The organism is Halalkalibaculum roseum (assembly GCF_011059145.1).
GTDB lineage: Bacteria > Bacteroidota > Rhodothermia > Balneolales > Balneolaceae > Halalkalibaculum > Halalkalibaculum roseum.
In genome coordinates this window covers 727,257-741,152 of record NZ_JAALLT010000004.1, presented here as the reverse complement: position 1 = coordinate 741,152, position 13,896 = coordinate 727,257, and the positions used below count along the sequence as shown (strand labels likewise).

Here is a 13,896-nt window from a genome sequence, read left to right as displayed (position 1 = left end):
CCGGAAGTATAATAGAAAATGTCCAGCTTCTCTTATCCATTTAAAGAGCTGCTAGCAACCAGCGGTATTATTTTCTACCACTGCAGTGTGGAGGAAAATTTTCCGTTGTTGTTTATAAGCGACAACGTTGAAGAAATTTTAGGCTTTACACCCGACGAATTCTACCAAAAAGATTCCCTTTGGATGGACCGCCTCCATCCGGATGATCATGATGAAATAATTCGATCTTTCGAAAAGCTTCACGAGACTAACTCCTTTGTTGCCGAATTTCGATTCCTTGACAACAACAATGAGTATATCTGGTTGCGTGATGAGGTCAGAATGATTCGCACGGATAACGGAAAGCCCGAATCCATTGTCGGTTCCTCTATCAACATCACCAGCCGGAAGAAGGCTGAAGAAGAGCTGAATCATCTTAACGAAAACCTCGAGCGTAGAATAGCCGAACGCACCCGTGACTTGACGGCAGCCAACCGAAAGCTCCAAAAACAGATACAGTATCGCAATAAAGCCGAGAACAAACTGAGCCGGCAGGAAGAGAAACTCAGGCTGCTTCAGATGGCCGTGGCCAATATCAACGATATGGTTATCATAACCAAGGTTGAGTACCAAAACCCCTTGAATTCCAAAATTGCTTTCGTCAATCGTGCTTTTGAAGAGTTTACCGGCTACGAGCTCAACGAAGTGATCGGTAAGAGTCCTACGTTTTTACATGGACCTGATACATCCACGAAAGTGCTTAAGATTCTAGAGTCTAAAATCTTAAGCCATCAACCCTACAGAACCGAATTCTTAAACTATAAAAAAGACGGAACTCCCTACTGGGTGGAACTGGATATGTCTCCCTTCCCCTCGGAGGATGAGGGTTTTGAGTATTGGGTCGGCATCAATCGTGATGTCACAGAACGCAAGAAAACCGAGATAGAACTGGAAGAGAGCGAACATAGGCACCGGGCCTACACCGAGCTCTCCTTCGATGCTATCTTTGAAATCAAAAAAGACGGCACCATCACCGATTGCAACGTCCGGGCTTGTGAGATGTTTGGCTACCCGCGCGAGGAGATGATAGGAATGAATACCCGGAAACTGATGCCCGAAGAATTCAAAGATACCCAACCGGATATCATTTCAGAAAATGTGACCACCGGGTCTGAAGCGTGGGAGCGGGTATATCAAAAAAGAGACGGGACCCGGTTTACGACAGAGATCAATACCAAGATGTATACCCAGGGAGATGAAAAGAGGATTATCGCCTATGTGAGAGATATCTCAGAGCAGAAAAGGAACGAGCAGATGATAAAAACCTCACTAAAAGAGAAGGAGACCCTGCTCGCAGAGATTCACCATCGGGTGAAGAATAACCTGGCAATTATTTCAGGGCTACTTGAGATGCAGACCTTCAATGCAGGTGATGACATCGTCAATGAGCTGAGAGAGAGCCAGGCCAGGATACAGTCTATTGCCATGGTTCATGAGCGGTTGTATCAATCCGACTCTTTCACCAATATCCCTTTAGGGACCTATATCGATGAACTCTTTCGATTTATTGCCAATACCTTTAATACCGAAGGTCATGAAATAAAGATTGAAAAAGAGATTGAATCAGTGGCACTGGATGTGAGTCAGGCCATACCCTGCGGGTTGATACTCAACGAGTTGATTACCAACGCCTACAAGCACGCCTTCGATGACACTAAAGAACCGATAATAAGCATCTCGCTCTTTAAGGAGAACGGAACAATCAACCTGGAAGTCAAAGACAATGGTAAGGGACTTCCGTCAGATTTTGAAGTTGACCAACCCAGCTCATTGGGCACCACACTTATTCGTACCTTGGTCCAGCAGCTCAATGGCGATTTGAAGGTTCATTCCAACCAAGGCGCCACCTTTAGCATCTCTTTCAATGCCAATGAATAGTACGGTTTATTTGGTTTCCACTTATTAGCCTGGCTGGTATTAATTAACCCCTACCTTGCTTCCGCAGCAGAGCGGCGGAAGCAGTATTTATTATTAGCACTGCTTTAGATCTTTTGCCCGAGAAATAATAAAGACGATATCTTAAGCCCAATCTGCCGGGTGGTGTTAATAGAACCGCGACCACATAAAAAATACCCCTTCCCCTGCTTCCGCCGCACTGCTGCGGAAGCATAATGATGTGACTCGGAATTAAAACTACCACTACATGTAAGGAATAGCTCATTTACAGGTCGTACTAAGAAAAACCAATGGCCAGAAGCACCTATAAAGTACTTGATAATCGCTACCCTTACTTTATAACATCCAGCACGGTTGATTGGCTACCAATCTTTTCCAACCCGGGCCCTGCAAATATTATACTGGAAAGCCTCCGCTTCCTACAAATCAACAAGAAGGTGACGCTATATGGCTATGTAATTATGGAAAATCATATCCATTTGGTTGCCCGATCACATGATTTATCAAAACAAATTCGAGGATTTAAATCATACACGGCTAGAAAAATCATTGACAGCTTAATAGCTGATAACAACACTTATTACCTATCCCTGTTAAGAACACTAAAAGTAAATAACCATACCTGCTCAGAGTTCCAGCTCTGGCAAGAAGGATATCATCCTAAACAAATAATAGACGATAAAATGATGGCGCAGAAAATTGAATACATACATAATAATCCCGTGAAGAGTGGGCATGTGGATAAAGCAACTCATTGGAGGTATTCTTCAGCCAGAAATTATTCCGGTATGGAGGGGGTCATCCCGATAACCACCGAGTGGTAGATTCCTTGCTTCCGCAGCAGAGCGGCGGAAGCAGAGTTTAGGTGTAATTTTTTTCTATCCAGTCAGAGATACCGCGGTACAATCGTCAACTATAATTAATCCGTATTCCTATCCCATTCATTTTCTTATCCTTACATCTCACCCTTACCTGCTGCCGCCGCTCTGCTGCGGAAGCGAAAAAGTAGAATATTACAACCTATTAAGACTCCGACTCCGTTTTGCTGGTACTCAACCCAAACGGCGCATAAAGAGGACAAAAGCTCACCAAGCTTGTTAGTAAAAAGATTACCGATATAGCAATTAACACGATACCAAGGGTACCCGAAATTACTTCAAAATAGTAAAGGGCAATCATTAACAGCGCCAACAAGCTTCTAATAGTACGATCGGCAAATCCCATATTCTTTTTCATATCACACTCACCATTTACTTTATCATGTTTAGATTTATAATCTCACTATCATAATACCCAGTCTGGCGGAATAATTCATTAATTGCAACTTGTATGCACTATATTCTTCTTTATCACTAAGTCATGCTTCAAACTTCAAGGAAATCCTACCAATACAATGGTGAAAATTCTTTCCTCCGATTTCCAAAAATACTGTATCAGAAGGATGTAATATTAACGTACGCTGAACGTGGAGATATTGATTATTTTATTGTAATTACTGACTCAAATTGAAGGTTTAACCTTCTGAATAGTTTACCTTATGAATTACTCAAATTTTAAGACCCCATTGAATACAGGCAGGATGTGGATCTTCCTGCTCTTAGCACTCTTTATCAGTGATGCCGCCCTGGCGCAACAACCAAAGGAGCGTTTAACCCCGCAACATGTTGCAAAAACCAAAAGTGTGGGCGACGTCATCATGGCGCCTGACGGTAACCGGCTGGCCTACACCCTCACGGTTCAGGCTGATCCGATGAAAGAGAACAAGTCTGCCAAAAGAGAGCTATATCTCATGGATCTGTTGAGCGGTGAGTCTACCCCGTTTGTAACCACAATGAGCGTAAGCTCCGTACAGTTTCGTCCCGGTAATAATGCCCTGACATTCCTGGGCAAAAGGTCGGGTGACAACGTAAATGCCCTGTACCAGATATCTCTCGAGGGAGGAGAACCTCAGAAACTATTCTCCTTTGAAACTTCCATCGCAGCGTATCACTGGGCACCCGATGGCGATCATATCGCCTACATGGCGGCTGATCCATCTTCCGTGGAGAGCAGCTCAGAACTTCCCTACAAGCCGGAAATTTATGAGGAGAACCTTACTCAAAGGCGCGGCTATATAACAAACGTTACTATGAGTGATCATGCACCGCATCGTGTGGCGCTCGAAGGATCGATCTACCAGATGAAATGGAGCCCGAATGGGGAAAAAATCGCCCTTGCCATTGCTCCTACACCCCTTATCGATGACTACTACATGCACCAGCAGGTGAAAATCGTGGATAACCACGGTGAAAAGGTACTGGCAGAAGTAAATCACGAAGGCAAACTGGGGCAATTCGAATGGAGTCCCAATGGAAACCTGCTCGCTATGATTGCAGGTGCCGACATTCATGATCCTATTGACGGCAGACTTTTCGTGGTTTCCGCAGAGGGTGGTACGCCCAACAACATTAAGCCCGATTTCCGGGGAATGTTTGAACACATACAGTGGGCAAATAACAATACCCTCAATTACCTCGCAAGCGAAGGCGTATGGTCTTCGTATGGCAAAATCAATAGTGACGGCTCCGGTATGCAGACCATTGTCGGCAACGGCGGACCGAATCTGGGTGACTTTTCAAGATCTAACAATGCAACTGTAGCTTTTGTCGGTGACAGTCCCTCTCATCCCTCAGAAATCTTTTTGATGAAAAAGGGTCAAAAGACACCGAAAAGAATGACCAACAGCAACGACTGGCTTAGCAATATTGAAATGGGCGAGCAGGAAGTCGTAACCTGGACAGCCAGGGACGGCAAAAGGTTGCAAGGCCTGTTAATTCATCCCGTCAATGCGACCAAAGACAGCACTTATCCGCTTGTGACAGTAGTTCATGGCGGACCCGAAAGCCACTACAATAACGGGTGGTTGACCGGCTACTCGCAGCCCGGACAGGTAGCAGCAGGCAAAGGCTATTACGTATTCTATCCCAACTACCGTGGAAGTACAGGCAGGGGCGTAAACTTTGCCAAAAGCAGCCAGGGAGACCTTGCCGGGGCAGAATTCGATGATATCGTAGACGGAGTCGACGAGTTCGTAGAAGCGGGTATCGCACACCCTGATAAAATAGGAGTCACAGGCGGCTCTTACGGCGGATATGCTACAGGCTGGATGGCAACCCGCTATACCGATCGATTTGCTGCAGGTGTGATGTTTGTCGGTATAAGCAATAACATCTCAAGATGGGGCACCAGCGATATTCCTGAGGAGCTCTTCCCCGTGCATGCCCGAAAGCGTATCTGGGAAGATTATCAATTTTACCTGGAGCGGAGCCCAATTTATTATGCCGGACAGGCAGAAACACCCTTGCTGATTATGGCCGGAAAAGAAGATACCAGAGTTGATCCGGGTCAGTCATACGAACTATATCGCCATATCAAAACCCGTACTGATACTCCGGTCAGGCTGGTGCTCTATCCGGGTGAAGGCCATGGCAACACCCGCTCTACCGCCCGATTTGATTATAACGTTCGTATGATGCGCTGGTTCGATCAGTACCTTAAAGGCGAAGAGCAGCGTCCTGATACCGAAATTGACGTGGAGGCAGTTGATATTCAGAACTAATCGTTAATCAATCAGACAACTCATAAACTTAGATAGTCCGCTTCAATTATTAAAATGGAGTCCACTTTTGAAGTGGACTCCATTTTTTTACCATTTATTCGAAAAACGTTACTTCTCCGGTTGAGAGATCATACATCCCGCCAACCAGTTTGATGGAACCGGACTCAACCTGGTTACTTATAACCTCACTTCGGTTTTGTATTTCAGCCAGTACATTTTGAATATGATTTTTGGTCACCATATCTACAAATTCCTGGTTAGAACTGGTCCTGGGTTGAATGGAATCAGGTACCTGTTCCATGGCCGGCTTGATTTTATCGACGAGTTGAGTAAGGTGACCCAGTTCTGCATCGTCGATTGCACCCTTAACCGCCCCACAACTGGTGTGGCCGATAACTGCCAATACCTTGCTTCCTGCCACCTGTGTGGCAAATTCCATACTGCCCAATACATCCTCATTGACGGTATTTCCGGCGATTCGGACCTTGAATATTTCTCCTATGCCCACGTCCAAAAATTGCTCCGCCGAAGAGCGTGAGTCAATACAGGCAAAAACGGTAGAGTGCGGGTATTGCCCTTTCGCTGTTTGTTCAAACTGCTTCCGGTAATCCTTATACTTTAGGTCACCGCTGACAAAGCGTTGATTCCCCGTTTTTAGCATTTCCAATGCCTCTTCCGGAGTGGTTTCAGACTGCATCTCTTCGGTAAATACCTGTGGTACTGTTTCTTCAGAAGAAGTCTGACTGTTGTTTCCCGAAGTACAACCGATTAAGAACGTAAAAAGTAAGGCTGAATAAATCCAAAGGCTTATCTTATTTACAACTTTCATAACTATATGATTTTTTTTAGAAGAGTGAACAAACATAATACATATTTAGAGGTTCAGCATTCCCTATAGGTTAGATTCCTTGAATTGATGATACTTATACTTCGATGGTTAATGATCAGCAGTGGTGACGCATTCTGGAAATTCAACTACTTTATATTTCTCAAATATGGTTTTTTGATGTGGACTGCTTCTTCATTTTGGAATTGTAAGATCCTGTTTGATTGAGGTAATTTAGAAACTAACCTAGACCCCACATGCCGCCTTTAAACTATCATAAAACACAGTGTTAGGTTATAAACCATAATTCATAAACGAATAAACTGCCTTGAACAAAGAGCACCTCACCGAAATCAGCAAATTTCTGAGCTTCGTTTTGCGCCACCATCCCGAAAGCATCGAACTGGAACTGGATGAGCACGGTTGGGCGCATATTGACTCTTTAATTGAAAAATCCGGTCAGGAAGGAAAGTCACTCACCCGCGAGAAACTGCAGTATGTCATAGATAACGGTACCAAAAACCGCTTCACAGTTTCCGAAGACGGTAAGTATATCCGCGCGGGTTACGGTCACTCTATCGATGTGAATTTGTCCCTTACTCCACAAGAACCCCCGAATACACTCTATCATGGTACTGCACGCAAAAACCTTGAGAGCATTAAAAAACAGGGCATTCATTCAGGAAGCCGCAACTTTGTTCATCTCTCGGAGCATGAAGAGGACGCTCAAACCATCGGACAACGCCACGGGCGTCCGGTAGTGCTCTCCGTTGAGGCCGGAAGAATGCACCGGTCAGGATACCCTTTTTATCGATCGGAAAGCGAACCCGGGATTTGGCTGGTTGAGAAGGTGCCTCCCAAATTCATACCCCACTGAACCTTAGCAAGAATCACATCACTCCAATTTTTTGTTATGAACGGTGACTCTGTTGCTATCTAAAGCAAATTTATTTTTCTTAGATACATTCGTAAAGCAAGTAGCAGATGAGCAAGGACAACAAAAAAAAGAAGTACTCGGCAGAGAATAAGTCGCTGCTGAAGCGCCACATTCCCATTTCTGACTGGCTGCCGGAATATCATCTTCCGGATCTCAAGAAAGACTTCCGTGCCGGTCTAACGGTCGGTGTTTTGCTTATCCCGCAGAGCATGGCCTATGCTATCATCGCCGGACTCCCGGCAATTTACGGGCTTTATGCCTCCATTATCCCACTTGCCATATACGCCGTTTTCGGTACCTCAAGACAGCTGGCTATCGGACCTGTAGCGATCATCTCCTTACTTGTTGCTACCGGTGTCGGAAGTGTTGCTGAAGCCGGTACCCAAGAATATATAAGTCTGGCAATCACGCTGGCATTTTTTGTCGGCATTACACAAATCTTGATGGGAGCTTTTCGCCTAGGCTTTCTTATGAACTTCATTTCAAGTCCGGTATTGAGCGGATTTACTTCAGCCGCTGCTTTTATCATCGGGGCAAGTCAACTTGAAAACCTGCTTGGAATGGATTTGCCCCAGAGCAAATACATCTATAGAACTCTTTCGGAGGTTTTCTCAAACTGGCAGGAAATTCATCTCCTTACCTTCAGTGTCGGCATGGGTGCTATACTTATCATTTGGGTCATGAAAAAGTGGAAACCTTCTTTTCCCATTCAGCTGGTTACTGTTTTAGCGGCGATCGCAGGGGTCTGGTATTTTAACCTCGAAGAATCCGGCGTAGCGATTGTAGGCAGTGTATCGGAGGGATTTCCCAAGCCTATCATACCCGACATTCTGGACTTTCCCTTTGGGCCGAACTTTCCATTCGGGCCTATGGCTCCAACCATTCTGGCGGTTGCCTTTCTGGGATTTACACAGTCTATAGCACTCGCCAAAACTATGGTTAAGCGGAATCCCAACTACAAAGTTGACTCCAACCAGGAGCTTTACAGCCTTGGACTGGCAAATATGATCGGATCTTTATTCCAGGCATATCCCGTGGCGGGAAGTTTTTCACGGACCATCGTTAACGATGAGAATCGTGCCAAGACCAGTATTTCTTTGGTGGTTAGCGCACTTTTGGTAACGCTTACCGTACTTTTTCTTACACCCCTGATCTACTATCTACCCAAAACGGTGCTGGCAGCAATTATTTTAACCGCCGTCCCCGGCCTCATTGACTGGGAAGAGGTCACTTTTCTTTGGAAAGTCAGACGACGGGAATTGGCATTACTCATCCTAACCTTTGTATCAACCCTGGCATTTGGCATTCTGGAGGGGATAGGAATCGGGGTGATCCTCTCACTCATTATCGTGATCTACAATAGCAGCCATCCCAATATCGTAATGCTGGGTCGTATCCCTGAAACAGACAAATACCGTGATCTTGAACGCTACCCCGATGCTAAAACCCAGAGCAATACCATTATCGTACGCATCGACTCAACCCTCTATTTTGCCAATATTGAGTTTATGAAAGAGAAACTGGAGGAGCTGGAAATTGTTAGCGAAAAAAATCTCGAACAGGTTATTATCGACGCCAACGGCATCAACGAAGTCGACTCCAGTGCCCTGCATGCCCTTAGGGAGCTTATCGACGAGTATCACAACCGGGATATCGACGTCATTTTTGCGAATGTGAAAGGTCCCGTTCGTGACCTCTTTCAACGTTCCGGACTGGTGGAGCTGCTAGGAGAGGAGAACTTTTACCTGGACATCAACAAGGCTGTTTCGAACCTTGAAGAAGAAGTGGAAGTACCTTCCCACCTCAAGTAGAAAAAATACCTCTCATTCCATATCCCGTTCGGCCGGGAAAGAGATCCTGAATTGGGTACCGTTATCATTTTCAATAGACAGGGTGCCTTTTAACTGCTGAGTGAGTATGCGTACCAAGCTCATACCCAGTCCCTCTTCACCCTCACCCCTGATATAGGAATCGGGAATACCAACGCCGTCATCCTTAACCTCGATATGATTGTATCCCTCTTCACGGTAAATAGTAACAGAAATTCTACCTTCGTCCCTGCCGGTAAAGGCATATTTATAGGCGTTGGTCAACAATTCATTAATAAGCAGCGCACAGGGTATGGCATTATTCATATCCAGTTGAAGATCGGCAGTTTGAACTGAAATGGCGATATCCTTATCCCTAACATTCAGGTTGCTGCTAATGTGATTAATTAGCTGTTCGATGTACTTGCCGGGATCAATGCCTGAAAAATTCTGATTCTCGTACAACAGCTCATGAATTAAAGCCATTGAGTTGATACGACCCTGGCTCTGTTGCAGCAGGTTCCGACCGGCTTCAAGTTCTGTTTTTTCGGCTTGCAGATATAGCAACCCCGAAATTACTGCGAGATTATTTTTAACACGATGATGAATTTCACCTAACAGTACTTCCTTTTCACGGAGGGAATCCTTGATCTTTTCCTCTCTCTCTTTACGATTTGTAATATCCCTGACTATTCCCCTGAATCCAATGGGTTCTCCCTCTGCATCTCTTCGTAAATTGAAGGAAGCCTCTACATAAATCTTGCTGCCGTCGCTCTTCTGTAGCATCCAGTCAAATCCTTTTTGAGGCACCCCGTTTCTGAAGACTTCGTTAAAGGTACTGAACACTTTTTTTGCATTTTCATCGTCCATGTATTCCCGATTATTCATGCCCAGAAGCTCGCTTTCTGAATATCCTAGAATTTTTGATACTGCCGGGTTTACAAACGTGAAATTACCTTCCAGATCCGTCTCAAAGTATCCGTCTTCAATATTTTCCAAAATAGTACGATACTTCTCTTCACTTTCTCGTAACGCTTCTTCCGTTATCTTTCGCTCATTAATGTCGTTAATAACAGCATCAATATAAATCTGGTCTCCTTCTTTGGAGATGGTACAATTCTCAAGACCATAGAATGTAGAGCCGTCTTTACGCTTAAAAAGTACTTCTTCATTTCTGATCTTTCCTTTCTGTTTCAGTATTTCAACCAGCTCCCACCGGTGTTTCTGATCAGCATAAAACTGTTCCGGTTTTATCTGAAGTACCTCTTTCTTCGAATCATACCCGAACATTCTTACAAAAGCGTCATTAACAAATATCAGTCCTTTTTCAGGAGTACTTCTTAAAATGCCTTCATTGACATTGGTGGTAATAGAGTTCAGCAAATTGCTGAATCGCTCAAGTTTATCCTGGGCCTGTTTAAAATCGGTGATATCTGCAAAGCTCGTTACACGTCCTTTTATTTCACCGGATTGTAAGAATGGAATGGAGTGCCTCTGGAAGACTCTTCCGTCTTTAAATTCCAGTATCTTCCGGTTTTCTGCCTCGGGATTCTCGTAAATGCTTTTAAAATCTTCTTTATACTTTTCCGGGTACTTCAATTGGGGCAAGATATATTCCATCACCTTGTCAAGCTTCCCGATAGCCGCTACATGTTCCGGCACCTGCCACATCTTAAGACAGTAGTTGTTGTAAGCAATGATATTCATATCCAAATCAACTACCAGAATGCCGTTTGGAGTGGCCTCCAGAGTCGTTCTTAGAAGGGCAGCGTAATCCCTGATTTCCGAATCCACCGTATCCGGGAAGGACCTCTCCTCCTCTTCCTCCAGAAAAATCAATTCGGCTCTATCTTCCAGGCGTTTTACCCAACTTTTTATTTCCTGCTCCGACACTTCATGTTCCTCGGACAATTCGGATAATGGCGTGCCCTTTAAGGCTGCAAGAGCCACCCTGGCCTTAAATTGATTGCCGTAATAGGTATATTTTTTATTTTCCATAAAAGAAATAAATAGGCATTGATGAACGATGCCGGTAGGTCGATGCCCTTATAAGTATAGAAGTTTCGTCAAAAAAGCTGAGAGCTCAAAAAATCATTCCCGTCAGCCTGCCTACAGGTCCTGATTGAGTCTATTTAGACAAATAATTGTTATATTCTGCATCCTAAAAAACAAATATATATATATGCCTGACCTCGTAGAAAAATACAAGCTTGGTGATATTGAAGTCACTATTGAAGAGACGGAAAAACCGAACAAGTATTCCGTTGTTTGTAATGATGGGAATTACCGCTCGAGCTTTACCATTCGAAAATACGAATATGAAAATTATAAAAGGCATATGAATCAGCGCATTAAAAATGCCTTTAAGGAAGAGTACGGCGAGACCGACTAATACCCGGTGAAGTCTATCCATGCGCTTTAGCAAGCAGTAAAAAGTTGAATACCTTTAATACATAGACCAGCAGCTATTCAATGTGCCGTGTTCGGGATTCGCGGATACGGTTTTCGTTTTTCCCATTAGTTTTTTTAGGTATCAAAGGCATAAAAGGCAATCAATGCAGATACTCAATATTTTATTTTAGGATGAAAAATCAGATAAAAGAGCTGGAAAAGGAAGCAAGAAAGCTGGAGCCCGATTTTAAAGATCGAATTAGTATGACGGCAAAGGTGATGCACTATGGTCAGAACTTTCTGGAAGACCTTCCCAACAAGAAGTCATTTATAGAAACTGACGATAAAGCATCGGAAATACGCAACCATCCTTTTTCAGAGCATTCTACTGAACTTAAGGACCTCCTAAATCTGATTGAGGACCAGGTAGATAGTGCCGGTTTGAATCCGGCTTCAGGCAGGCATATGGGTTATATTCCCGGTGGCGGGGTTTACCCTTCGGCCCTGGCAGATTTTCTGGCCGCAGTAAGTAACCGCTATGCCGGGGTGTTTTTTTCGTCACCCGGCGCCGTTCGTATAGAAAATATGTGTATTCGCTGGATGTGTGATCTGATAGGTTACCCGGAAAGCTCGGGGGGTAACTTGTCATCCGGCGGCTCTATTGCAAACCTCACCGGACTCGTTACCGCCAGGGATCATTCAGGCATCTCATCGAAAGACTTTGAGAATGCGGTCATATATACCACCCGGCAGGTACATCATTGTGTCATTAAAGCCATAAAGTTTGGAGGGCTTGCTGATGCCACCATGCGTACCATTGAAATGGATGACCGGTACCGTATGAAACCGCAAGTGCTTGATGAGAGGATTGAAGAGGATAAGAGAGAGGGGTTGATACCTCTTATCATATTTGCATCCGCCGGCACTACCGATCTCGGTGCCGTCGATCCCCTCGAGGATATTGCAGGCATCGCTGAAAAACACAGCATCTGGCTACATGTCGATGCCGCTTATGGGGGTTTCTTTCTTCTTACCAAGCGGGGAAAACAAAAGATGAAAGGTATTGAGAAAGCCGACTCGGTAACCATTGACCCCCACAAAGGGTTATTCCTTCCCTACGGATCGGGTGCACTTCTGGTCAGGGATGTTCAAAAGCTGTACGACTCTCAGCATATGACGGCCAACTATCTGCAGGATACCCTATCGGCAACCGATGAACTCTCCCCGGCTGACTTGTCTCCCGAGCTTTCCAAACACTTCCGTGGACTCCGAATGTGGCTGCCGCTGAAACTCTTCGGAGTTAAACCTTTTCGTGCAGCACTCAACGAAAAACTTGCTTTGACGAATTACTTTTATCAGGAGGTTCAAAAAATTGAAGGGATTGAAGTTGGACCTGAACCGGAGCTATCGGTGATGTTTTTCCGTTACGTCCCCTCACACAGAGATGCCGATACCAATAAATTCAATAAAAAGCTGGTCGATGCCTTGCACAAAGACGGCAGGGTTTTTCTATCCTCAACCAGTATCGAAGATACTGTTTACCTGCGACTAGCCGTACTGAGTTTTCGTACCCATCTTGAAGATATCGAGCTGGTGCTTGAGATTTTGGAAAAGAAGATCAACGAATTAAAGGCCGGTTACTCAAAATGATGCAATCCCTTTCTGGCTTAATAAATAAGCAGGGCATTCTATAACCGCTTCTATTTCAATCTTTAAATACCCATCGACGGGATGGTGAAAAACACACCCAGAAATAGAAATACCCCCACAATGATGCCGAACATAAATATATTGTATGACACCCGTAGCAACTCGTATTTGCGGGCAAGCACACTGCCCAAGCCATAAAGGTCGCGAGCCATGGAATCATACAACCTCTGTTCATCCACCATCAATTCTTCAATGCCCTCTACAAACTCGGCTCTTTCCATATTGTGATAGTTACCGAAAAAGAGAATATTGGCGCGATTGGCACGAACATCATCCAGCGTAACGGGCTCCTTGCTCACCCGTGGACGGGCGGCACGAATAGCATATACCAGCGAACCCAGACAGGACACCAGCAAGGCGGCAGTTGGCCAGAGCAGCCAAATATTGGCATCCAGCTTGGGCGAAATGGAGGCAATGATAATGGATATGATGATCCCGTTGATGCTGATCATGATGTTTGACTTGTTGTCAGCTATCGCACTCAGCTCAACATGCGTACGATACGAGGTACGAAACATATCCGATATGCCGCGCTTCCGGGAGCCCAGCTTTTTATCTTTTTCCGTTCTGTAATCGTTTTCCCCGGAGGCACCGTTGCTGTTTTCGGCTTTACCACCGGAACCACCATTTCCCGCTTTTGCGGACGACTGTTTTTCTTCTTCCATCACGTTTCCCCTTATTCAAATATGGA

At 44.8% G+C, this 13,896-nt stretch carries 11 protein-coding genes; 7 read left to right on the top strand and 4 right to left on the bottom strand.

Annotation, left to right across the window (positions count from 1 at the left end; translation table 11 throughout):
* The first annotated feature begins 18 nt into the window (after positions 1 to 18).
* On the top strand, positions 19 to 1,917 hold the full coding sequence (locus G3570_RS15090) for a PAS domain S-box protein (protein WP_165143658.1): 1,899 nt from the start codon (positions 19 to 21) through the stop codon (positions 1,915 to 1,917).
* 308 nt (positions 1,918 to 2,225) lie between these two features.
* A complete protein-coding gene (locus G3570_RS15085) occupies positions 2,226 to 2,759 on the top strand; it encodes an REP-associated tyrosine transposase (protein ID WP_165143657.1) in 534 nt (177 codons plus the stop codon).
* 199 nt (positions 2,760 to 2,958) lie between these two features.
* Here G3570_RS15085 and G3570_RS15080 read toward each other — a convergent pair whose 3' ends face one another.
* Positions 2,959 to 3,171, bottom strand: coding sequence for a YgaP family membrane protein (locus G3570_RS15080; RefSeq protein ID WP_165143656.1), 213 nt, complete (start codon positions 3,169 to 3,171; stop codon positions 2,959 to 2,961).
* A gap of 301 nt (positions 3,172 to 3,472) precedes the next feature.
* On the opposite strand from G3570_RS15080, the gene G3570_RS15075 reads away from it, so the two are divergent.
* Positions 3,473 to 5,533 carry a S9 family peptidase gene (locus tag G3570_RS15075; protein ID WP_165143655.1) on the top strand — a complete coding sequence of 687 codons (2,061 nt, stop codon included), beginning with the start codon at positions 3,473 to 3,475 and terminating at the stop codon, positions 5,531 to 5,533.
* 94 nt (positions 5,534 to 5,627) lie between these two features.
* On the opposite strand, the gene G3570_RS15070 is transcribed toward G3570_RS15075, so the two are convergent.
* On the bottom strand, positions 5,628 to 6,362 hold the full coding sequence (locus tag G3570_RS15070) for a carbonic anhydrase family protein (protein ID WP_165143654.1): 735 nt from the start codon (positions 6,360 to 6,362) through the stop codon (positions 5,628 to 5,630).
* A gap of 325 nt (positions 6,363 to 6,687) precedes the next feature.
* Here G3570_RS15070 and G3570_RS15065 point away from each other — a divergent pair, with 325 nt between their 5' ends.
* Positions 6,688 to 7,236 (top strand): RNA 2'-phosphotransferase, encoded by a 549-nt coding sequence (locus G3570_RS15065; RefSeq protein ID WP_165143653.1) that lies wholly within the window; start codon positions 6,688 to 6,690, stop codon positions 7,234 to 7,236.
* 107 nt (positions 7,237 to 7,343) lie between these two features.
* Positions 7,344 to 9,107 (top strand): SulP family inorganic anion transporter, encoded by a 1,764-nt coding sequence (locus G3570_RS15060; RefSeq protein ID WP_165143652.1) that lies wholly within the window; start codon positions 7,344 to 7,346, stop codon positions 9,105 to 9,107.
* A gap of 12 nt (positions 9,108 to 9,119) precedes the next feature.
* On the opposite strand, the gene G3570_RS15055 is transcribed toward G3570_RS15060, so the two are convergent.
* A complete protein-coding gene (locus tag G3570_RS15055) occupies positions 9,120 to 11,102 on the bottom strand; it encodes a PAS domain S-box protein (protein ID WP_165143651.1) in 1,983 nt (660 codons plus the stop codon).
* A gap of 184 nt (positions 11,103 to 11,286) precedes the next feature.
* Here G3570_RS15055 and G3570_RS15050 point away from each other — a divergent pair, with 184 nt between their 5' ends.
* Positions 11,287 to 11,496 (top strand): hypothetical protein, encoded by a 210-nt coding sequence (locus tag G3570_RS15050; protein WP_165143650.1) that lies wholly within the window; start codon positions 11,287 to 11,289, stop codon positions 11,494 to 11,496.
* 191 nt (positions 11,497 to 11,687) lie between these two features.
* Positions 11,688 to 13,145: a pyridoxal phosphate-dependent decarboxylase family protein gene (locus tag G3570_RS15045; protein ID WP_165143649.1), complete on the top strand. Its 1,458-nt coding sequence runs from the start codon at positions 11,688 to 11,690 to the stop codon at positions 13,143 to 13,145.
* A gap of 62 nt (positions 13,146 to 13,207) precedes the next feature.
* Here the strand turns inward: G3570_RS15045 and G3570_RS15040 are convergent, their stop codons facing one another.
* The gene (locus tag G3570_RS15040) at positions 13,208 to 13,870 is read right to left on the bottom strand and encodes a Pycsar system effector family protein (RefSeq protein WP_165143648.1); all 663 of its coding nucleotides are present in this window, start codon (positions 13,868 to 13,870) and stop codon (positions 13,208 to 13,210) included.
* Positions 13,871 to 13,896 lie beyond the last annotated feature (26 nt).